Annotated in this window: 18 protein-coding genes; 10 read left to right on the top strand and 8 right to left on the bottom strand. The window is 65.3% G+C overall.

The window, feature by feature from the left end; all coding sequences use genetic code 11:
* Positions 1 to 11: 11 nt before the first annotated feature.
* A complete protein-coding gene (gene prfA, locus AC1VNY_RS33620) occupies positions 12 to 1091 on the top strand; it encodes a peptide chain release factor 1 (RefSeq protein WP_018269196.1) in 1080 nt (359 codons plus the stop codon).
* A gap of 34 nt (positions 1092 to 1125) precedes the next feature.
* Here prfA and AC1VNY_RS33615 read toward each other — a convergent pair whose 3' ends face one another.
* Positions 1126 to 1596 carry a MarR family winged helix-turn-helix transcriptional regulator gene (locus tag AC1VNY_RS33615; RefSeq protein ID WP_283065749.1) on the bottom strand — a complete coding sequence of 157 codons (471 nt, stop codon included), beginning with the start codon at positions 1594 to 1596 and terminating at the stop codon, positions 1126 to 1128.
* 145 nt (positions 1597 to 1741) lie between these two features.
* Positions 1742 to 2203, bottom strand: a complete 462-nt coding sequence (locus AC1VNY_RS33610; RefSeq protein WP_482408394.1) for a hypothetical protein — start codon at positions 2201 to 2203, stop codon at positions 1742 to 1744.
* Between the two features lie 292 nt (positions 2204 to 2495).
* Here AC1VNY_RS33610 and AC1VNY_RS33605 point away from each other — a divergent pair, with 292 nt between their 5' ends.
* From AC1VNY_RS33605 to AC1VNY_RS33590, 4 genes are all read left to right on the top strand, one after another.
* Positions 2496 to 3851: a substrate-binding protein gene (locus tag AC1VNY_RS33605; protein WP_482408393.1), complete on the top strand. Its 1356-nt coding sequence runs from the start codon at positions 2496 to 2498 to the stop codon at positions 3849 to 3851.
* Positions 3852 to 3965: 114 nt separating this feature from the next.
* Positions 3966 to 4841: a branched-chain amino acid ABC transporter permease gene (locus AC1VNY_RS33600; RefSeq protein ID WP_482408392.1), complete on the top strand. Its 876-nt coding sequence runs from the start codon at positions 3966 to 3968 to the stop codon at positions 4839 to 4841.
* A 14-nt stretch (positions 4842 to 4855) separates the two neighbouring features.
* Complete coding sequence (locus AC1VNY_RS33595; RefSeq protein ID WP_482408391.1) at positions 4856 to 6709, top strand: branched-chain amino acid ABC transporter ATP-binding protein/permease; 1854 nt, start codon at positions 4856 to 4858, stop codon at positions 6707 to 6709.
* Positions 6706 to 7404, top strand: coding sequence for an ABC transporter ATP-binding protein (locus AC1VNY_RS33590; RefSeq protein WP_038387064.1), 699 nt, complete (start codon positions 6706 to 6708; stop codon positions 7402 to 7404). Before AC1VNY_RS33595 ends, AC1VNY_RS33590 begins: the two co-directional genes overlap by 4 nt.
* Here the strand turns inward: AC1VNY_RS33590 and AC1VNY_RS33585 are convergent.
* Positions 7401 to 7826, bottom strand: a complete 426-nt coding sequence (locus AC1VNY_RS33585; protein ID WP_482408390.1) for an HIT domain-containing protein — start codon at positions 7824 to 7826, stop codon at positions 7401 to 7403. The genes AC1VNY_RS33590 and AC1VNY_RS33585 overlap by 4 nt on opposite strands.
* A gap of 105 nt (positions 7827 to 7931) precedes the next feature.
* On the opposite strand from AC1VNY_RS33585, the gene prmC reads away from it, so the two are divergent.
* Positions 7932 to 8819 (top strand): peptide chain release factor N(5)-glutamine methyltransferase, encoded by an 888-nt coding sequence (gene prmC / locus AC1VNY_RS33580; protein WP_482408389.1) that lies wholly within the window; start codon positions 7932 to 7934, stop codon positions 8817 to 8819.
* A 497-nt stretch (positions 8820 to 9316) separates the two neighbouring features.
* A complete protein-coding gene (locus tag AC1VNY_RS33575) occupies positions 9317 to 10084 on the top strand; it encodes a DUF4167 domain-containing protein (protein WP_482408388.1) in 768 nt (255 codons plus the stop codon).
* A 49-nt stretch (positions 10085 to 10133) separates the two neighbouring features.
* Here the strand turns inward: AC1VNY_RS33575 and AC1VNY_RS33570 are convergent, their stop codons facing one another.
* Positions 10134 to 10886, bottom strand: a complete 753-nt coding sequence (locus AC1VNY_RS33570; protein WP_028343579.1) for a class I SAM-dependent methyltransferase — start codon at positions 10884 to 10886, stop codon at positions 10134 to 10136.
* Between the two features lie 185 nt (positions 10887 to 11071).
* Here AC1VNY_RS33570 and gloB point away from each other — a divergent pair, with 185 nt between their 5' ends.
* Positions 11072 to 11839, top strand: coding sequence for a hydroxyacylglutathione hydrolase (gene gloB / locus AC1VNY_RS33565; protein ID WP_482408387.1), 768 nt, complete (start codon positions 11072 to 11074; stop codon positions 11837 to 11839).
* Positions 11839 to 12270, top strand: coding sequence for a cupin domain-containing protein (locus AC1VNY_RS33560; protein WP_482408386.1), 432 nt, complete (start codon positions 11839 to 11841; stop codon positions 12268 to 12270). The genes gloB and AC1VNY_RS33560 overlap by 1 nt, the downstream gene beginning before the upstream one ends.
* A 271-nt stretch (positions 12271 to 12541) precedes the next feature.
* Here the strand turns inward: AC1VNY_RS33560 and yddG are convergent, their stop codons facing one another.
* The 3 genes from yddG to AC1VNY_RS33545 form a co-directional block, all read right to left on the bottom strand.
* Entirely contained in the window at positions 12542 to 13414 is an 873-nt protein-coding gene (gene yddG / locus AC1VNY_RS33555; protein WP_253594013.1) for an aromatic amino acid exporter YddG, read from the bottom strand.
* Between the two features lie 185 nt (positions 13415 to 13599).
* Positions 13600 to 14325, bottom strand: a complete 726-nt coding sequence (gene phbB / locus AC1VNY_RS33550; RefSeq protein ID WP_092083092.1) for an acetoacetyl-CoA reductase — start codon at positions 14323 to 14325, stop codon at positions 13600 to 13602.
* Between the two features lie 268 nt (positions 14326 to 14593).
* Positions 14594 to 15772 carry an acetyl-CoA C-acetyltransferase gene (locus tag AC1VNY_RS33545; protein WP_038387076.1) on the bottom strand — a complete coding sequence of 393 codons (1179 nt, stop codon included), beginning with the start codon at positions 15770 to 15772 and terminating at the stop codon, positions 14594 to 14596.
* 313 nt (positions 15773 to 16085) lie between these two features.
* On the opposite strand from AC1VNY_RS33545, the gene phaR reads away from it, so the two are divergent.
* A complete protein-coding gene (phaR, locus tag AC1VNY_RS33540) occupies positions 16086 to 16676 on the top strand; it encodes a polyhydroxyalkanoate synthesis repressor PhaR (RefSeq protein WP_438076672.1) in 591 nt (196 codons plus the stop codon).
* A 76-nt stretch (positions 16677 to 16752) separates the two neighbouring features.
* On the opposite strand, the gene AC1VNY_RS33535 is transcribed toward phaR, so the two are convergent.
* Positions 16753 to 19131 carry an acetamidase/formamidase family protein gene (locus tag AC1VNY_RS33535; protein ID WP_482408385.1) on the bottom strand — a complete coding sequence of 793 codons (2379 nt, stop codon included), beginning with the start codon at positions 19129 to 19131 and terminating at the stop codon, positions 16753 to 16755.
* Between the last annotated feature and the right edge of the window lie 63 nt (positions 19132 to 19194).

Genomic DNA, 19194 nt, shown 5'->3' with positions numbered 1-19194 from the left:
GAGATACCGCCATGCTACCCGAAGCCAAACTCGACGTCCTGCTCGCCCATCATGCCTCGCTCGAGGCCGAGCTGCTCGGCGAGGTCAAGTCCGAGCGCTATGTGCAGATCACGCGCGAGCTCGCCGAGCTCAACCCGTTGATCGACGCGGTGAAGCTCTATCGTTCCGCACGTAGCGAACTCGCCGATACCGAGGCGATGCTGGCGGATGCCGGGACCGACGCCGAAATGCGCAGCATGGCGGAAGCCGAGCTGGAAACGCTGCAGGCGCGGCTCGGCGAGCTCGAGCAGCAGATCCGGATCGCGCTGTTGCCGAAGGACGCGATGGACGACCGCAACGTGATGCTGGAAATCCGCGCGGGCACCGGCGGCGACGAGGCCTCGCTGTTCGCCGGCGACCTGTTCCGGATGTATGAGCGCTTCGCGTCCTTGCAGGGCTGGAAGGTCGAGGTGATCTCGGCGAGCGAAGGCACCGTCGGCGGCTACAAGGAAATCATCGCCGAGGTGCAGGGCCGCGGCGCATTCGCCAAGCTGAAATTCGAATCCGGCGTGCACCGCGTGCAGCGCGTGCCCGACACCGAGACGCAGGGCCGCATCCACACCTCGGCCGCCACGGTCGCCGTGCTGCCCGAGGTCGAGGACGTCGACGTCGATATCAAGGACACCGACTTGAGGATCGAGACCATGCGCGCGGGCGGCGCCGGCGGCCAGCACGTCAACAAGACCGAATCGGCGATCCGCATCACCCATCTGCCGACCGGCATCGTCGTGATGATGCAGGACAGCCGCTCGCAGCACAAGAACCGGGCGTCGGCGATGAACATCCTGCGCTCGCGCATCTATGACGCCGAGCGCCAGCGCGTCGAGGCGGCGCGCTCCGCCGACCGCAAGGAGAAGGTCGGCTCCGGCGACCGCTCCGAGCGCATCCGCACCTATAATTTCCCGCAAGGGCGCGTCACCGACCACCGCATCAACCTGACGCTCTACAAGCTGCCGCAGGTGATCGCGGGCGAAGCGCTCGGCGAATTGATCGACGCGCTGACCACCGAGCACCAGGCGGCACAGCTCGCCGCGCAGGGCGCCGCGGCCTGACGCGCGCCGCCGCTTGCGCCGGCGGATGCTACGCTCAGTCCTCTCCGGAAGACGGCGAGGACTTCAGCAAGCGGCGCAACGCCGGGCTCGCGACGCGGCGCAGTTCCTCGATGTTCTTCTTCGAAACCGCCTGGAGCTTCTGTTCTCCCTTTGCCGTCAGCTTGAGCTGAACCCGCCGCGCGTCGTCGGGATCGGCAAGGCGGCTGACCAGCCCGAGCTTTGCCATGCGGTTCATCAGCTCGACGGCGGAGTGATGCCGGATCAGCAGAAATCGGGCGATGTCGCCGACGGTCGGCGGACCGGGGTCGACGAAACCCTTGATGCCGAGCAGCGCCTGGTGCTGTCGCGGCGTCATTCCGGCCTTCCGGGCCCCCTCCTCGCTGAATGCGAGAAACCTCCGCAACTCGTAGCGAAACTGCGCCAGCGCCCGGTAGTCCACCGTCGCGGCCGCCGCCTTGCGTTTCGTTGCGCCGGCTGGCGCTCGTCGTTGCTTTGGTTGCGGCATTCGATCGTCCTGCTGCTGGCTCGCTCCGCCGGACGGCAGATGCCGCGCAACGCTATCAAGCCGGCGCCGGACGCACCATACTACCGGCCGTCCTTCCACTCATGTTTTCAACGGTTTGACGGTCGAGCGGCGGGATCGGGCAAGCTCAGGGCTGCGGCCAGCGATCGTAGGTCGAGCTCAATATCTTCAGCAGCACGATCTGGAAGGCGACCGGAATCCGCGGGCTCCTGCGGCGGATGGATTTCTCCAGCGCCTCGGTGATCTCGCTCTTGGTGAGATGTCCGGCCGAGGCCCGCGCGACCAGATCGCCCCAGACTTCCGACAATGACTTGCCGGTGTGATGCGGAGACGGGATCGTTATTCCGCGCGTCTCGGCCCAATCGATGATCTCGCGCATGGTTTGCCGTCCGCAGTTTCGCGCCGTCGCGAGATGGCGCGCGGTGAGCAGGCGCAGCAGATCGTCCGACGGCGTCCAGCCCATCTTCGCCGGCACTTCGTCGAGCAGCTCGACCGCCAGCTCCTTCAGGACGTTGACCGCGCGGATGCTCAGGCTGCCCGATTGCTCGGCGCCACCGTGCTCGGTCACGTCGTGACCGTGCTCGGTCACGGCGTGCTCTCCGGCGTTTCCGGTGCGACTTGAAGGCTCCTGGATCATCGCTCCCTCACTTACAGGACCCGCACCCGGTCGGTAAACCCTCGATACATCGTAGAACGATATTATTTCTATCGTAGGCCGATATGATTCGACGAAAGGTGACATTGACTAAATATGCCGGTGGGGAATTGTAGCTGTGACAGGCTGCTCGATTGCAGCCGGCGCATCGTACCGCCGATCGATCCGATCCGGCGACGAGTGAACATGCGCGGCAACAATCAATATAATTGGAGGATACTGAGCGATGAGCACCAAGGATTTTCGGCCGGGCAGCGCCCTGAACGTTTCGCGCCGCACTTTGCTGCAAGCCGGCGCGGGCCTGATCGGCGGCACCGTGCTGCCGGCTTCGATCGCATCGCGGGCATTCGCCGAGGACCATCCGGCGATCGGAACCTATCCCGCGGGCACGTCGGGCTCTTCGGCATTCATCGGCATCTCGGTGCCGCGCACCGGCACCTATGCGGTGCAGGGCGAGGATGAGCTCAAGGGCTATCAGCTCGCGATCGAGCACATCAACAGCGGCCACGAGCTGATCAAGAAGATCTCGCCGAAGACCAGCAAGGGCGTGCTCGGCAAGGAACTGAAGTTCGGCGTCGCGGATTCCGCGGCGAAGCCGAACGAGGCCGTGCAGGCGCAGCAGCGCTTCATCTCCGAGAACAAGGCGGTGATGATCACCGGCGGCACGTCGAGCGCGGTCGCCGTGGCGCTGAACAAGCTGGCGCAGCGCGAGAAGGTGATCTTCGTCTGCGGCATTTCCGGCTCCAACGACACCACCGGCAAGGATTGCGTGCGCTACGGCTTCCGCCAGAACTTCTTCGGCCAGACCGCCGCGGCGGCGATCGCGCCGGTGCTGATCAAGCAGTTCGGCAAGAACAAGAAGGCCGCCTACCTCACGCCCGACTACACCTACGGCCACACCGTCACCAAGTCGATGCAGGACTACCTCGCCCAGGCGGGCTGGACCACCGTCACCAACCAGGTCTCGCCGCTCGGCGCGCCGGACTATTCGTCCTATCTGCTCAACGTCGCGAACTCCGGCGCCGACGTGCTGATCAACGTCAACTGGGGTCACGACGCCGTGCTGTCGACGCAGCAGGCCAAGCAGTTCGGCGTGCTCGACAAGATGAAGCTCGTGGTGCCCTACCAGGTGCCGTTCATCGCCCGCGAGACCGGCGGTCTGATGCAGGGCGTCTACGCCGCGACCGATTATTGGTGGACCATCGAGGACAAGTATCCGCTGGCCAAGATGTTCAACGAGGCCTTCGAGAAGAAGTACGGCTACAAGCCGGAATGGGGCGCCGAGAACGCCTATGTCAGTTTCGCGCACTGGGCCCGCATGGTCGAGGAAGCCGGCAGCTTCTATCCGCCCGACGTCATCAAGGCCTACGAGAAGGGCGAGACGCTGCCTTCGCTGGTCGGCGACGTCCACTATCGCCCCGAGGATCACCAGTGCGTCCGCCCCGTCGTCATCGTCCGCGGCAAGATGGAAAAGGAGATGAAGAACAAGGAGGACTATTACGAGGTGATCGAGATCGTCCCCGGCGACGGCTTGATGCAGAAGCCGGATGCGTTCGGCTGCCATCTCGGCGACTACACCTGATTAACGTGGGAAGACTCGGCGCCGTGGGCGGGGCGACCCGGCCCGCGGCGCCGCTTTTCTCGGAACGCATCCTCCATCGACCGGGCCAGATAAACGGCTGAGTGAACGCGCGCCATGATCAACTGGCCAAATTTCGTCTCGCAACTTTTCAACGGGCTGGCGCTCGGCGCGCTGCTCGCGCTGATCAGCTCCGGATTGACGATCATCTACGGCACGCTCGGGGTGCTCAACCTCGCCCACGGCGCCATGTTCATGATCGGCGGCTACGCCGGATATGTGGCCTATTCCTACACCGGCTCGTTCATCCTCGCCGTCATCGCGGGATCGCTGTTCGTGATGCTGCTCGGCGTCGCGATGGAGCGGATCATCATCCGCCATTTCTACCATCGCCCGCATGAGGACCAGCTGCTGGTCACGTTCGGCCTCGGCATCTGCTTCGTCGAGATCGTGCGGCTGATCTTCACCAGCCAGTCGCAGGTGGTGCCGCCGCCGGCGATGCTGCAGGGCATCACCTCGCTCGGCTTCCTGTTCTACCCGACCTACCGGCTTGCGGTCGTCGGCATCGTCGCGGTCGCGCTCGGCGCGCTGTTCCTGATCCTGTACCGCACCCGGCTCGGCATGATCGTGCGCGCCGGCATCGAGGATTCGGTGATGGTCGATTCGCTCGGCATCAACGTCTACCGCGTCTTCATGATCGTGTTCGGCATCGGCGCGATGGCCGCGGGCTTCGCCGGCATCATCAATGCGCCGGTGGTGTCGCTGACGCCGGGTGTCGGCGACGACATCCTGGTCGAGACCTTCGTGGTGGTGGTGATCGGCGGCGTCGGCTCGTTTCCCGGCGCCATCCTCGGCGGACTGATCGCCGGCGAGATCATCAGCATCACCTCGATGTTCAACCCCGGTTACGCCTACGTCATGCTGTTCGCGGCGATGACGCTCGTGCTGGTGCTCAGACCGCATGGCCTGCTCGGCACGCAGGGCCGCGAATGACGACGGATATTTAGATGCTTAAACAGCGCCCATACCTGATCGAATTCCTGACCGCCGCCGGCCTGATCGTCGCGCCCTTCGTGCTGCCGTGGCTCGGCTTCGCGCCCAACACGGTGAACCGGATCCTGGTCTGGGGCCTGTTCGGCCTCGGCTTCGACATCCTGTTCGGCTTCACCGGCCTGCTGTCGTTCGGCCAGTCGGCCTTTTACGGCACCGGCGGCTTCGTCGCCGCCTATCTGCTGACGCGTGCCGGCTTCCCGTATGTCGTGCTCGCGCTCGTCATCGGCATGATCGCGGCCGCCGCCACCGGCTATCTGATCGGCCTGATCGCGCTGCGCCGCACCGGCATCTATTTCGCGATGATCACGGTGGCGATCGCCGAGGTGTTCTTCTTCGTCGAGTTCAATCCGCTGTCGGACTTCACCGGCGGCGAGAACGGGCTGCCGGGCGTGCCGACCCCGAGCTTCAATCTCGGCTTCACCACGCTGCACTTCACCACTGGCTGGTCGCTCTACCAATTCCTGGCGCTGTGCTACTTCATCGGCGTCGTGATCGCGCTGCGCATCGTGCGCTCGCCGGTCGGCGCCGTGTTCAGCGCGATCCGCGACAATCCGCTGCGCGCCACCGCGGTCGGCCACAACATCCACGGCTACAAGCTCACCGCCTTCGTGATCGCCGCCGCCTATGCCGGCTTTGCCGGCGGGCTGCTCGGCGTGCTGCAGGCCTTCATGCCGCCCGACGCGTTCACCTTCGATACGTCGGGCCAGCTCGTGATGCAGACCGCGATCGGCGGCCGCGGCACGCTGTTCGGGCCGCTGGTCGGCGCCGCGGTGTGGCTGTCGCTGCAGGACTTCCTGCAGGCGGCGCTCGGGCTCGGCGCGGCCTGGAAGCTCGTGCTCGGCATCGTGTTCGTGCTGCTGGTGTGCTTCCTGCGCCGCGGCATCATCGGCGGCCTTGCCGATCTCTACCGCCTCCTGACCGGACAGCGCGGCGCCAAGGAGCCGGACGAGAGCGCACCCGAGGTCGTCGCCATGGCAAGCGACCGGCACGTCGCAGTGCCCGCGCCGAAGCCGGCAGCGCCCCGTGCCGGCGGCAATCCGTCCGGCCCGATCCTCCAGGCCAGGGGCCTGACCAAGCGATATGGCGGGCTGCTCGCCAACAGCGACATCGACTTCACCGTCAATCACGGCGAGCTGCGCGGCATCATCGGCCCGAACGGCGCCGGCAAGTCGACCTTCTTCAAGATGCTGACCTGCGAGGTGCATCCGACTTCGGGCACCATCCTGTTCGAGGGCCGCGATATCACCGGCATGAACGTCACCGACGTCTGTCAGCTCGGCCTGACCAAGAGCTACCAGGTCAACCAGCTGTTTGCCGGGCTGACGGTGCGCGAGAATCTGGTGATCGCAGCGCTATCGGCGCTGCGCGGCAAGTTCAAGCTCGATTTGTTCCGCAGCATCGACAGCATCCCCGGCCTGTCCGAGCGCGTGCAGCAGACGCTCGAGCTGGTCAATCTCACATCCAGGCCGGATACGCCGGTGTCCGAGCTCGCCTATGGCGAGAAGCGGCGGCTCGAGATCGGGCTGGCGCTGGCGACGTCGCCGAGCCTGTTGCTGCTCGACGAACCGCTCGCCGGCATGAGCCCGCGCGAGCGCGTCGAGACCGTCAAGCTGTTGAAATCGATCAGCCAGGGCCGCACCATGATCATCATCGATCACGACATGGATGCGCTGTTCGAGCTCGCCGAGCGCGTCACCGTGCTGCAGGAGGGCCGCGTGCTGGTCGAGGGAACGCCGGAAGAGATCAAGAACAACTCGACCGTCCAGGAGGCCTATCTTGGCGGCGTGCATGGAGTGCTCGCCGCATGAGCCTGCTCGAGGTCAACGGACTGAACAGCTATTACGGGGATTCCCATATCCTGTTCGACGTCTCGATGCGCGTCGAGCGCAACGAGGTGGTGGCGCTGCTCGGCCGCAACGGCGCCGGCAAGAGCACGACGCTGAAGAGCCTGATGGGCGTCGTCACCCCGCGCCGCGGCTCGGTGATGTTCGACGGCGTCGAGATCTCCGGCCGGAAGAGCCACAAGATCGCGCAGGCCGGCATGCAGCTGGTCCATGAGGAGCGCCGCATCTTCGGCAGCCTGAGCGTCGAGGAGAACCTCGTGATCGCCGGCCTGACCGCCTCGCAGCGCTGGCCGCTCGACCGCATCTACGAAATGTTTCCGCGGCTCCGCGAGCGGCGGAGCAATCGCGGCACCGACCTGTCGGGCGGCGAGCAGCAGATGCTGGCGATCGCGCGCGCGCTGGTGCGCGATCCCAAGATCATCCTGCTCGACGAGCCGTTCGAGGGACTGGCGCCGGTGATCGTGCGCGACCTGATGAAGGCGTGCCGCGATCTGGCCGAGGCCGGACAGACCATCGTGCTGGTGGAGCAGAACCTCGCCGCGACGCTGGCGCTGGCGCAGCGCATCTACATCATCAACAACGGGCACATCGTCCACGAAGGTCCCGCGCAGGAGATCAAGGCGCAGCCCGACGTCCTGCAGCGCTATCTCGGGGTTTAACCCGCGAGCGCCGCGATCATGCGTTTGGCGTGATCTGCTAGCACATCCATCTCCGCCTTGACGGTCTGCGCGGGCAGCAGCGCGACGCCGGCCTTCACGGGCATCACATGCATGTGCAGGTGAAACACCACCTGGCCGCTGGCGGGCTCGCTGAACTGCTGGATGATGATGCCGTCGGCGGCGAACGCCTTCATCGCCGCGATGGCGATGCGCTTGGCCGACAGCGCCACGGCGGCGAGGTCGTCTTCCGTGATGTCGAGGATGCCGCGCGCGGGCGCCTTCGGAATCACCAGGGTATGTCCCGGCGATCGCGGCATGATGTCGAGAAAGGCAAAGGTCCGGTCGGTCTCGTAGACCTTGAAGCTCGGGACCTCGCCGCGCAGGATCCTGGCGAAGATGTTCTGGTCGTCATAGCCCGTCATGGTCGCGCGTTCCGGATCGATGGGTTGAGATTTCGACCGTGCGCGCCGGCCGCACGGGGCGCAAGTGATATCGACGCCGCATCGACCATCGGCTAACAACGCGCGATGAGCGAACCCGCAGGACATGGCCAGACCGTCGAGCGTATCAGGCGCAGCCTCGCCGCGCGGCTAAAGGCGGCCGGCAGCGACGCCGCCGAGCTCGATGCGCGACTGCTGGTCGGCGCCGTCCTGGGGCTCGATCTGACCGGCATGATCACGGGCGCCAAACGCACGCTGACGAAGGACGAAGCCGATCACCTCGAGCGCCTCGCGCAGCGCCGCCTCGCCGGCGAACCGGTCGCGCGCATCCTCGGCGTCAAGGAGTTCTGGGGATTGCCGCTGCATCTCTCCACCGCGACGCTGGTGCCGCGCCCGGACACCGAGACCGTGGTCGAGCGCGCACTCGAATTGCTGCGCGCCGACGGCGTGGCCGAGCGCGCCTTGCGGATCGCCGATCTCGGCACCGGTTCTGGCACGATCCTGCTGGCGCTGCTCTCGGAACTACCGAACGCACATGGTTTTGCCACCGACATCTCTGCGGAGGCGCTGCAGACCGCGAGCCGCAACGCCGCCGCGCTCGGACTTAGCCAGCGCACGACATGGATCGAGTGCGACTACGGCAGCGGGCTGGCCGGCGCGTTCGAGCTGATCGTGTCCAACCCGCCCTACATCCCCTCGGCCGAGATCGCCGGTCTCGACATCGAGGTGCGCGCGCATGATCCGCGCGCGGCGCTCGACGGCGGTGCCGACGGGCTCGACGCCTACCGCGCGCTGATTTCGCAATCCGCGGGTCTTCTGACTCCAGGAGGATTTCTGGTTGTGGAAGTCGGACAGGGTCAGAGCGGCGACGTTGAAGCGCTGATGACGGCATCCGGCTTATCCCCAACGGGGCCGCCCAAGGCCGATCTGGGGGGCATCCCGAGGGCCGTTTCCGCCCGCCGGCTGCCCCGATAAAGTCCTATTGGAACGAAAAAAAACCTCTTGGATTATCCCCCGGGAACGACTACGTTCCGGGCACAACATCGGTGCTGGCCCCGTAATCCGTTACGGGTGATGACCAGGGTTCAGCAGAGCCCGCCGATCGAAAGGTTCCAGGAACGCAGGTCACATAGAGCGCAATAGCCGAAGCTGTGCTGCTCTCGACCGCCAAGCGAACGAAAGCCTGTTATTGCGCTTGAAGACTTACGCACGAGAACTGAGCCTGTCTCAACGGGCGGAATGATTTGGTCGCTGGCGCGATTGCCGGCGGTTGGGGAACGCGTCTTTGCTGAACGCGACTTTGCTGAACGAGATGGTCGGCGACATCGAAACCACTTCGAACGGTATTGCGATTCCGTGTGCCTAGGCGCGCGCCGAATCGGACTCTGGGAATCGGACTTCTGAGAAATCGGACTGCTGAGAAATCGGACTGTGGACTGCAATCACTTCAGGGCTGGAATAAAAGGCGACAGATGAGAAACGGTCAGAACAACAAGCGGATGCGCAACCGGAATAACAACAACAATAACAACAACAATAACCGGCGCGGCCAGAATCCCCTGACACGGGTGTACGAATCGAACGGACCCGACATCAAGATCCGCGGCACGGCCTCCCACGTGGCCGAGAAATACGTTCAGCTTGCGCGCGATGCGCGCTCCTCCGGCGATCCGGTGGCGGCTGAGAACTACTACCAGCATGCTGAGCACTACTACCGGATCATCGCGGCCGCGCAGGAGCAGTTCCGGCAAAACCAGCAGCCGCCGCGCCCCGACGCCGAGGTCACCCCGACCGAAGACGGCGACGACGACAGCGACGGCTATTCGAGCTTCGGCCAGGAGCCGGGCTTCGTGCCGCAGCAGCAGCAACCTTTCATGCGCGACAACGGCCAGCAGCCGTACCAGCGCGAGCAGCAGCAGCCGCGCGAGCATCGCGAGCGTGACCAGCAGCCGCGCGAGCACCGCGAGCGCGAGCATCGTCCGCAGCCGCAATATCAGCCGCAGCCGCAGAACCAGCCGCAGCCCGCGATGGCCGATGCCGGCGGCGTCGATCGCCTGCCCTCGTTCATCACCGGCGGCGCGCAGCCGCAGGTCAATGGCACCTATGAAGGCAATGGCGGCGCAGAACGCGGCGAACGAAGCGAGCGCTTTCCGCGCCGCCGCCGCCGCCCGCACGGCCCGCGCCCGGACATGGCGGCGCAGCCCGCGCCGAGCGACGACTTCAATCCGGGCAACGAGTAATCGTGAGAATCTGTCACCCTCCCTTCACAGGGAGGGTGAATTGTCCGCGTCACGACTCTGCGTGAGTCGATTTGCGCGTCGCCGTCGAGGACGGCACCAGCACCGGACGCAATGACGGGATCAGCTGTGTGCGCTCGCGGCGCGCGGGGATCGCGCGATAGACCTGCTTGGTCGCCTCTACGATATGCACGCCGGCGAACGGCATCGACAGCGCTGCGCCGACCCGCTCCCACGCCATCGCCGAGCGCAGGAACCAGCTGCCCTGCACAGGCGGCATGAACAACGCCTCGCCCCACGACGACGGCGTGAACCAGGTCTGCCGCAGCAGCTGCGTGATCTGCGCCCGCGAATAGGGCCGGCCATGGCCAAACGGCGTGGCATCGGTGCGCGTCCAGACGCCGCGGCGATTCGGGATGATCGCGATCAGCCGCCCCGAGGGCGAGAGCACCCGCCACACCTCGCGCAGCAACCGCTCCGGATCATCGGACATCTCCAGCGCGTGCACCAGCAGCACACGGTCGACCGCGGCATCCGGCAGCGGCATCGAGAATTCGTCGATCAGGGTGGCCAGCGCCGGCCGGCCGGTCGGCCATTTCAGCACGCCCTGGGCCGCCGGCATGAAGGCAATGCAGCGCTCGCAGGACTCACGGAACAGGCCGAGATAGGGGGTCGGATAGCCGAGGCCGAGCACGCGCTGACCTTCCGCGTTCGGCCACCGCGCGCGGATACCCCGGTTGATCAGCTGCCGCGCCACGATGCCGAGGCGCTGCGAATAGAAGTCGCGCAGGTCGATGACGTCCATGGTGTTTAGCCTAACACGCCCGCTGCTGCCCGGGTGCGCCGAAAATTGCATTGCCGACGGAGCGTTAACGCCATATTTCACCCCTATATTGGGCGCGTTAAAAGCATGATCCGGGAAAGTCGATACCGGCCTTTTCGAGTACATCATGCTCCAAAATGTCCGTCCCGTTTGTTCGTGGAGATATCATGACCGCCGAAATTCGCACCTTCAGCTGCCTCACCGACAATTTCGGGTATTTGATCCACGATCCCGCGACCAAGGCGACCGCGTCGATCGACGCGCCGGAAGCCGGCCCGATCATCAAGGCGCTGGAGCGCGAAGGCTGGACGCTGACCGATATCCTGATCACGCATCACCATGGCGATCATGTCGGCGGCGTCGCCGAGCTGAAGCAGAAATACGGCTGCCGCGTCGTCGCCCCGCACGACCAGTCGGCCAAGATCGCCAATGTCGATCTGCGTGCCGCCAATGCCGATGTCATCAAGGTCGGCAGCCTCTTGGCCCGTGTGGTCGAAACTCCCGGCCATACCCTCGACCATATCTCCTATGTGTTCGACGGCGAGAAGGCGGTGTTCGCCGCCGACACGCTGTTCTCGATCGGCTGCGGCCGGGTGTTCGAAGGCACCTACCCCATGATGTGGGATTCGCTTTTGAAGCTGCGCTCGCTGCCGGACGATTTCCGTCTCTATTGCGGCCATGAATACACCGCCTCCAACGTGAAGTTCGCGCTCGCCATCGAGCCCGACAATCCGGCCCTGCAGGCGCGCGCCGAGGAAGTGACGAAACTGCGCGCCGAGAACAAGCCGACGATCCCCGTGCTGCTCGGCGACGAGAAGAAGGCCAACGTGTTCCTGCGCGCCGACGAGCCTGTTGTCGCGGCCAAGCTGCACATGAAGGGCGCCGATCCGGCCCTGGTGTTCGGCGAGCTCCGCGAGCGCAAGAACAAGTCGTGATGGCAGACCTCACGGCGGCCGACATCATCGCGCAGCTTGCGCTGAAGCCGCATCCCGAAGGCGGACATTATCGCGAGACGTTTCGTGACGCGCGCTGCGACGCCAATGGCCGCGCGCATTCGACCGCGATCTATTTCCTGCTGGCCCGCGGCGAGCGTTCGCACTGGCATCGCATCGACGCCGTCGAGATGTGGCACTATTACGCCGGCGCGCCGCTGACATTGCGGATCGCGCAGGACGGCGCCCCACATTCGATCACGCTCGGGCCGGATGTGGCGCGCGGCGAGCAGCCACAGGCGATCGTGCCGGCGGACGCATGGCAGGCCGCGGAAAGCAACGGCGACTGGACGCTGGTCGGCTGCACCGTCGCGCCGGGATTCGAGTTCGCGAAATTCGAGCTGGCGCCGAAAGGCTGGGAGCCCGCTTCGTAGGAGCTTTTTTCCGTCATCCCCGCGCAAAGGCTTCGCCTTTGTCGCTGGAGGTGCGAGCCTTGCGGCGCAATTGCGCCGCTGGGCGAGCCTCGAAGGATGAATCGGCCACAGCCGGGGCCGTCGCCCCTTCGAGACGGCCGCGTTGCGGCCTCCTCAGGGTGACGGTGAAACAGTAGCAGCAACCTTCTTCGTAGGATGGGTAGAGCGCAGCGGAACCCATCAACTCGCCGCGTGGATAGAAGTTGATGGGTTTCGCTTCGCTCTACCCATCCTACGTTCTTTTTCTCAACACCATGTCCTTTGCCGCGATCAACCCGCCGCCGGCGATCAGGATCGCGGCGATCGCGATGTTGGCGCTGGGCTTGGCGAAGCCCGCTGCGATCAGGAACGCGGTCGAGAGCAGCGGCGTGGCGTAGGAGGCGGCACCGAGCACGCGGATATCACCGCGCTTCATGCCGATGTCCCAGGCGAAGAACGCAGCCCCCACCGGACCGATGCCGAGCGCGATGACGGCCAGCCATTGCAGCGGCGTCGCGGGCCACACCGTCGTCTCCACCATCATGTGCACCAGCGCGGCAAGCACGGCCGTCGCGAGGCAGAAGCCGGCCACCGCATCGGTCGGCACCGCCTTGAGCCGGCGCGACATCACCGAATAGGACGCCCACACGAACGCCGCGACGAAGGCGGCCGCGAATCCTGGAATCTGCTCTTTTGTGAAGGCACCGGTGTTGCCGGCGAACAGCAGCACGGTGCCGGCGAGGCCGAGCAGCGCGCCGACGATGTGATGCACCGCAAGCCGCTCGCCCGGCAGCAGCGAGGAGAACAATACGATCAACAGCGGCCAGAGATAATTGAGCAGGCCGGCCTCGGCCGGCGGGGCGAAGCGCAGCGCCAGGAAATACAGCGCGTGATAGCCGAACAGCCCGCCGACGCCGACGACCCACGCGACCAGCGGTTGCTTCAATGCGCCGAAGGCTGATGGACGCAACAGGAAGCTCGCGAACGCCACCGCGGCGCCGATCGCAAACGTCATGGCGGCGAGCTGGAACGCCGGGATAGCCCCGGTCGCGACCGTCATGACCGACAGCAGCGACCACATCAGGATGGCGGTCAGTCCGACAAGGGTGGCAGTTCGGGTCGTCATCTCAATTCAATCCGTCGTGGCCGGCATGACTGTTCAAAGGATGGCCGTCTGAAGCCGCGCGCCGATGTCCCGGCGGCCACGTCTTCCTTCGCGGGTGGCGCGTTGTAAAGACGAAAATGCCCGGCACAAGGCCGGGCATTCGCTGGTCGATTGTGCGCGCCTGCGACGCGACGACGCTGCTCGCGTCAGGCGTGATACTGGCCGCCGTTCACGGTCAGCGTCGAGCCGGTGATGAAGCCGGCATCGTCGGCGGCGAGGAAGACCACGGCCCGCGCGATCTCTTCGGGTTCGCCGAGCCGGGCGACCGGAATCTGCGGGATCACGTTCTTCTCGAGCACATCCTTCGGCACCGCCTGCACCATCTCGGTGTTGATATAGCCGGGGCAGATCACGTTCACGGTGATGCCGCCCTTGGCGTTCTCCAGCGCCAGCGCCTTGGTGAAGCCGATGTCGCCGGCCTTGGCCGCCGAGTAATTGACCTGGCCGAACTGACCCTTCTGGCCGTTGATGGAGGAGATCGAGATGACACGGCCGAACTTGCGGGCGCGCATGCCCTCGATCACCTGGCGCGTCATGTTGAACAGCGAGCCGAGGTTGGTGTTGATCACGGCATTCCACTGCTCGACCGTCATCTTGTGAAATGCGGTATCCTTGGTGATGCCGGCATTGTTGACGAGCACGTCGACCGGGCCGAGATCGGCCTCGACCTGCTTGACGCCGGCCGCGCAGGCGTCGAACGACGCGACGTCCCACTTGTAGACCGGAATCCCGCTCTCCGCCTTGAACTTCTCCGCCGCGGCGTCATTGCCGGCGTAGCTCGCCGCCACATTGTAGCCCGCCGCTTTCAGCGCCTTGCTGATCGCAGCTCCAATACCGCGTGTTCCGCCCGTCACCAATGCAACACGTGCCATGTCCGTTTCCTCCTTGGCCGTCTTTTATAACCGGATAACTCCGGCCTACGCACTCACTCAACAAAGCGCGATGAGATCAGGTTGAATCGTCATCGCGCTTTGGCTCCCTTTTTTGAGCATGATCTTCTCGGAAAACAGCTTCACACTTTTCCGGATCATGCTGTCGAAACAAAAATGCCCGGCGCAAAGCCGGGCATCTTATTTATCAGCTCGCTTCGCGGTTGACAGATGATCTTTTCATCACCTAACCGGCCTCGCTGCCTTTTGTTCAGTCGCGTGCAACGCACATAGCGATGCCCATGCCGCCGCCGATGCACAGCGTCGCGAGGCCCTTCTTGGCATCGCGCTTCTGCATCTCGTGCAGCAGCGTCACCAGCACGCGCGCACCCGACGCGCCGACCGGATGGCCGATCGCGATCGCGCCGCCATTGACGTTGACCTTGGCCGGATCCCAGCCGAGGTCCTTGTTCACCGCGCAGGCCTGCGCCGCGAACGCCTCGTTGGCCTCGATCAGGTCGAGGTCGGCGATGTTCCAGCCGGCCTTCTTCAGCGCGGCGCGCGAGGCGGGGATCGGACCGGTGCCCATGATCTTGGGGTCGACGCCGGCCTGGCCCCACGAGACGATGCGGGCCAGCACCTTCTTGCCCTGCTTGGCGGCTTCCTTGGCGGTCATCAGCACGACGGCGGCGGCGCCGTCATTGATGCCCGAGGCGTTGCCCGCGGTCACGGTGCCGTCCTTCTCGAAGGCCGCGCGGAGCTTGGCCATCGCGTCGAGCGTGGCGCCGTGGCGCGGATACTCGTCGGCATCGACCACGATATCGCCCTTGCGGGACTTGATGGTGACCGGGACGATCTCGTCCTTGAACTTGCCGGCCTTCTGCGCCGCCTCGGCCTTGTTCTGCGAAGCGACCGCGAACTCGTCCTGCTGCGAGCGGGTGATCTGGTACTGCTTGGCGACGTTCTCGGCGGTGTTGCCCATGTGGTAGCCGTTGAAGGCATCCCACAGCCCGTCCTTGATCATGGTGTCGATCAGCTCGAGGCCACCCATCTTGACGCCGCCGCGCAGATATTGGGCGTGCGGGGCCATGCTCATGGATTCCTGGCCGCCGGCGACGACGATCGAGGAATCGCCGTTGAGCAGCGCCTGGTAGCCGAGCGCCACCGTGCGCAGGCCGGAGCCGCAGAGCTGGTTGACGCCCCAGGCCGGGCTTTCCACCGGGATGCCGGCCGCGATCGAGGCCTGGCGGGCCGGGTTCTGGCCCTGCGCGGCGGTGAGGATCTGGCCCATGATGACTTCGGAGACCTGACCGCCCTCGACGCCGGCACGCTCCAGCGCCGCCTTGATGGCGATCGCGCCGAGGTCATGGGCCGGGGTGGTGGCGAAAGCGCCGTTGAAGCTACCGACGGGGGTGCGGGCGGCGCTGACGATGACGACATCGTCTGACATGGACATCTCCTATGGGTTGTAGCTGGGTTTCTCGACGGCGGGCGGCCGATTTGGCGGGCCTGTCTCTTGACGGCTATCCTGTAAACCTCGTCGAGACATGTCAATCGCACTGTCGGGCAAATCGCGCCGCGACGCACTCAAAATGACGCCCTTGGCACTTTCCTGAGCAAATCCTATGCTTTGGAATTAACCGCACAGCACAAAACTGTAGCCGAACCGCTTTGAAAATGCTTACCTTTGCTGCGATGCGTTGCATTTTGCCCTGCGGCGATGCCGTAGGGTTCCAGGTTCTTCGGTGTTGAAGTGAGAGCCCATGGCAAAATCTGAACAACCGACCACGATCAAGAAATACGCGAACCGGCGGCTCTATAATACCGGGACGAGCACCTACGTGACGCTCGAGGATCTCGCGGCGATGGTGAAGGAAGGCGAGGATTTTCTCGTCTATGACGCCAAGACCGGCGACGACATCACCCGCTCCGTGCTCGCGCAAATCATCTTCGAGCAGGAAAACAAGGCCGGGCAGAATCTGCTGCCGACCACCTTCCTGCGCCAGCTGATCCGGTTCTACGGCGACAGCATGCAGATGGTGGTGCCGAAATATCTCGAACAGTCGATCGAGACGCTGACCAAGGAACAGGAAAAATTCCGCAAGCAGATCGCGGGCGCGCTGAGCGGCACGCCGTTTGCGCCGCTGGAAGAACAGGTCCGCCGCAACATGGAGCTGTTCCAGCAGACCTTCTCGATGTTCAAGCCGTTCGTGCCGCAACGCGGTGGCGGCGAGGCCGAGAAGGTGCCGGAGCCGACGCCCGATGACGGCAACATCGACGATCTTCGCCGCCAGATGAAGGACATGCAGGAACGCCTCGAGCGCATGTCGCAGCCGACGAAGAAGGACGAGTAGGTCGCTTCGCCGATCGGCCGGACGCACCGGCCGCTATCGTTTCGCGAAATCCTGACGGCGGCAACCCTGGCCGGCGTCAGGCGCCGCTTGCCCCGGGAAGCATGCTCTTGCGGACGATCGCGTGCACGCCCCAATTGCCGTCGGCAACCTGCGTGACGCCGAAATCGACGCCGAGCGAGATCAGCGCCAGCGCCTCGTCCTCGCTGAGGCGGTAACACTCCATCAGGAATTTGCGCGTCACGCGGAACGCGTTGCGCAGCGCCAGATCGACCGACGAGCGCTGGTAGATTTCCGACTGCGCGTTGCGCCCGAGCTCGCGCAGATAATTGCCGTAGCTGAAGCCGTGCAGGATCCACTCCTCCGGTGTTTCCAAAAGCGGGTGCGCCAGCCCTTCGACATGCGGCTTGGTCGCCTTGCCGCTCTTGTGCAGGATGAAGCGAAACTGGCCGGTGAGCGAAAGCTCGAGCGCGGTGCCGTTGACCTCACCATCGCCTTGCGCGAAATGCGGATCGCCGATCGAGAACAGCGCCCCGGGCACAGCGACCGGCAGATAGAGCGTAGTGCCCTTGGTGGCGCGCCAATTGTCGACATTGCCGCCGAAATAGCCGGGCGGAATCGAATCGATGATGTCGGACTCGCGCGGCGCTACCGCCATGAAGCCGAAATGCAGCCGCGCCGGAATCCGCACGCCGGCGAGCGCGCCGGGCTGTTTCTCGACGGTGGCGTGATCGACCGGCACGCCGGGATAATCCATCGTCTCGTGGCGCACGCCGAACGGATCGGTCTGCGGCGTCCAGCGGTAGGAATAGATGGCGCGGGCCCACTCGGCCTCTGCATCGGTCTCGAAGATCGTGATGGTCTCGCGCTTGGCCGGCGGATCGATCAGATCGTTGTACTGAAAGCCCCACCAGGCCGCGGCGTTGCTGCCGAACGACTTGCCGGCGTGGGCCGGGTTGGCTGATGGCCGCGGCCAGATATCGAGGATCTGCACCTCGAGCACATCGCCCGGCTCCGCGCCGCAGACATAGATCGGCCCGGTACAGATGTGCACGCCGAACCCTTCGCCCGCGCCGCGGCCGAAGATCGAACCGTCCATCGGGCCAGCGCCGCGCCGTTCGACCGACTTGCCCTCGGCGGTCCAGCGAAACACGCTCTCCGCGCCGGGATCACCCTTGATCATGCGCTCATAATCATCGAAGGCGTGCTGGGTCAGCGTCTCGATCGTCACCACCGCGCCCGACTGCACGCTCATGACAGGCGGGATGGCGCGGCTGAGATAGCCCCAATGCGCAGTCTCCCTGGACACCTTGAGATGGTGATGCGAGGCGCCCCGCCCCTCCGGCACAGCCGCCGGCGGTTCAACCGGTACGACCGGCTCCAGCGGCGCAACCGTCTCGCGCGCCACCGGGCTTGACGCGAGATTTGGCGCGAGCCGGAACACCGTTGCGGTGCCACGCGCCAGCCGCGGCCGGCCGCGCGTGCGCTCGCCCTCCACATCGCGCGGCACCGCCTTGCGGAAGTCGCGCGGCGAGGTGCCGTAGGTCGCGCTGAACATCCGGCTGAAATGCGCCTGATCGGTGAAGCCCCAGCGGTAGCTGATTTCGGCGATGCGCTGGTCGGCATAGTTCGGATCGATCAGGTCGTTGCAGCAGCGTTCCAGCCGCCGCTCGCGCACATAGGCCGAGAACGTCGTGTTCTGCCGCTCGAACAGCCGTTGCAGATAGCGTTGCGACAGCCCTTCCTGCCGCGCGATGTCGGCGATGGTCAGGCCGGCATTGCCGAGCTGGGCCTCGATCGCGGCATCGACCCGGCGCAGATGGCCGGCCTGGACCTGCGTCATTGCTTCGGCATCGAGCCGCGTCTCGCCGAGCAGCGCGCCGGCGACGAGTTCGGTGACCGCGACCTCGGCGGTGGCGAGATCGGCCTTGTCCAGGATCGCGAAATTGCCGCCCAGGGTCCGCATCACCGGACGCACGGACGCAGCGGCAATCGTCGCGCCGAGCACCGCCGGCAAACGCAAACGATTATGCCCGAGCCGGCCGAGCAGCCGCTCACGCGGCAGTTCGAGCAACAGGATCTCGAAATCCTCCCGCAAGGTCATCCGCCACGGCGATTGCAGATCACACACCGAGACGTCGTTGTCGGCAAACTCGCAGCTGCGTTGGCCGGACGCGATGCTGCCGCGACCGTAGCCGTGGAAGATGATGGCGACCCGCGCCGGCATTCCCGGCGAGGCCGCATGACCGTTACAGACGATCTGCTGCTCGGTCGAACGCAGCAGCGCGAGCTGGCCGCCGCTGGTCGAGCGCTTCGCGGTCAATTCGCCGAACTGGAATTGGCCGGCCTCCGGCAATTCGCAATCGAGCTGCAAACCGGCCAGCGCCTCGCGCCAGACCTCCCGCCGGTTTTGCCGCGGGATCGCATCGACCGAAACCCGATAGGTCGTCGCGACCATCACCCCTCCAGGCCGCAGCACCGCGGCCTTCCACTCACAGAGCCGTGAACGCAGCCTGCACCG

It is taken from the genome of Bradyrhizobium ferriligni (genome assembly GCF_056837965.1).
The sequence above is the reverse complement of the archived record's forward strand: the minus strand, read 5'-3'. Positions and strand labels throughout refer to the sequence as shown.

What these genes read in the sequence shown, in the direction of transcription:
- AC1VNY_RS33545 (WP_038387076.1), bottom strand. Translation starts at nt 15,772, where the DNA reads ATGTCAGACGATGTCGTCATCGTCAGCGCCGCCCGCACCCCCGTCGGT.
- prfA (WP_018269196.1), top strand. Translation starts at nt 12, where the DNA reads ATGCTACCCGAAGCCAAACTCGACGTCCTGCTCGCCCATCATGCCTCG.
- phaR (WP_438076672.1), top strand. Translation starts at nt 16,086, where the DNA reads ATGGCAAAATCTGAACAACCGACCACGATCAAGAAATACGCGAACCGG.
- gloB (WP_482408387.1), top strand. Translation starts at nt 11,072, where the DNA reads ATGACCGCCGAAATTCGCACCTTCAGCTGCCTCACCGACAATTTCGGG.
- AC1VNY_RS33600 (WP_482408392.1), top strand. Translation starts at nt 3,966, where the DNA reads ATGATCAACTGGCCAAATTTCGTCTCGCAACTTTTCAACGGGCTGGCG.
- AC1VNY_RS33570 (WP_028343579.1), bottom strand. Translation starts at nt 10,886, where the DNA reads ATGGACGTCATCGACCTGCGCGACTTCTATTCGCAGCGCCTCGGCATC.
- AC1VNY_RS33585 (WP_482408390.1), bottom strand. Translation starts at nt 7,826, where the DNA reads ATGACGGGCTATGACGACCAGAACATCTTCGCCAGGATCCTGCGCGGC.
- AC1VNY_RS33535 (WP_482408385.1), bottom strand. Translation starts at nt 19,131, where the DNA reads ATGGTCGCGACGACCTATCGGGTTTCGGTCGATGCGATCCCGCGGCAA.
- AC1VNY_RS33590 (WP_038387064.1), top strand. Translation starts at nt 6,706, where the DNA reads ATGAGCCTGCTCGAGGTCAACGGACTGAACAGCTATTACGGGGATTCC.
- prmC (WP_482408389.1), top strand. Translation starts at nt 7,932, where the DNA reads ATGAGCGAACCCGCAGGACATGGCCAGACCGTCGAGCGTATCAGGCGC.
- AC1VNY_RS33605 (WP_482408393.1), top strand. Translation starts at nt 2,496, where the DNA reads ATGAGCACCAAGGATTTTCGGCCGGGCAGCGCCCTGAACGTTTCGCGC.
- AC1VNY_RS33595 (WP_482408391.1), top strand. Translation starts at nt 4,856, where the DNA reads ATGCTTAAACAGCGCCCATACCTGATCGAATTCCTGACCGCCGCCGGC.
- yddG (WP_253594013.1), bottom strand. Translation starts at nt 13,414, where the DNA reads ATGACGACCCGAACTGCCACCCTTGTCGGACTGACCGCCATCCTGATG.
- AC1VNY_RS33575 (WP_482408388.1), top strand. Translation starts at nt 9,317, where the DNA reads ATGAGAAACGGTCAGAACAACAAGCGGATGCGCAACCGGAATAACAAC.
- AC1VNY_RS33560 (WP_482408386.1), top strand. Translation starts at nt 11,839, where the DNA reads ATGGCAGACCTCACGGCGGCCGACATCATCGCGCAGCTTGCGCTGAAG.
- phbB (WP_092083092.1), bottom strand. Translation starts at nt 14,325, where the DNA reads ATGGCACGTGTTGCATTGGTGACGGGCGGAACACGCGGTATTGGAGCT.
- AC1VNY_RS33615 (WP_283065749.1), bottom strand. Translation starts at nt 1,596, where the DNA reads ATGCCGCAACCAAAGCAACGACGAGCGCCAGCCGGCGCAACGAAACGC.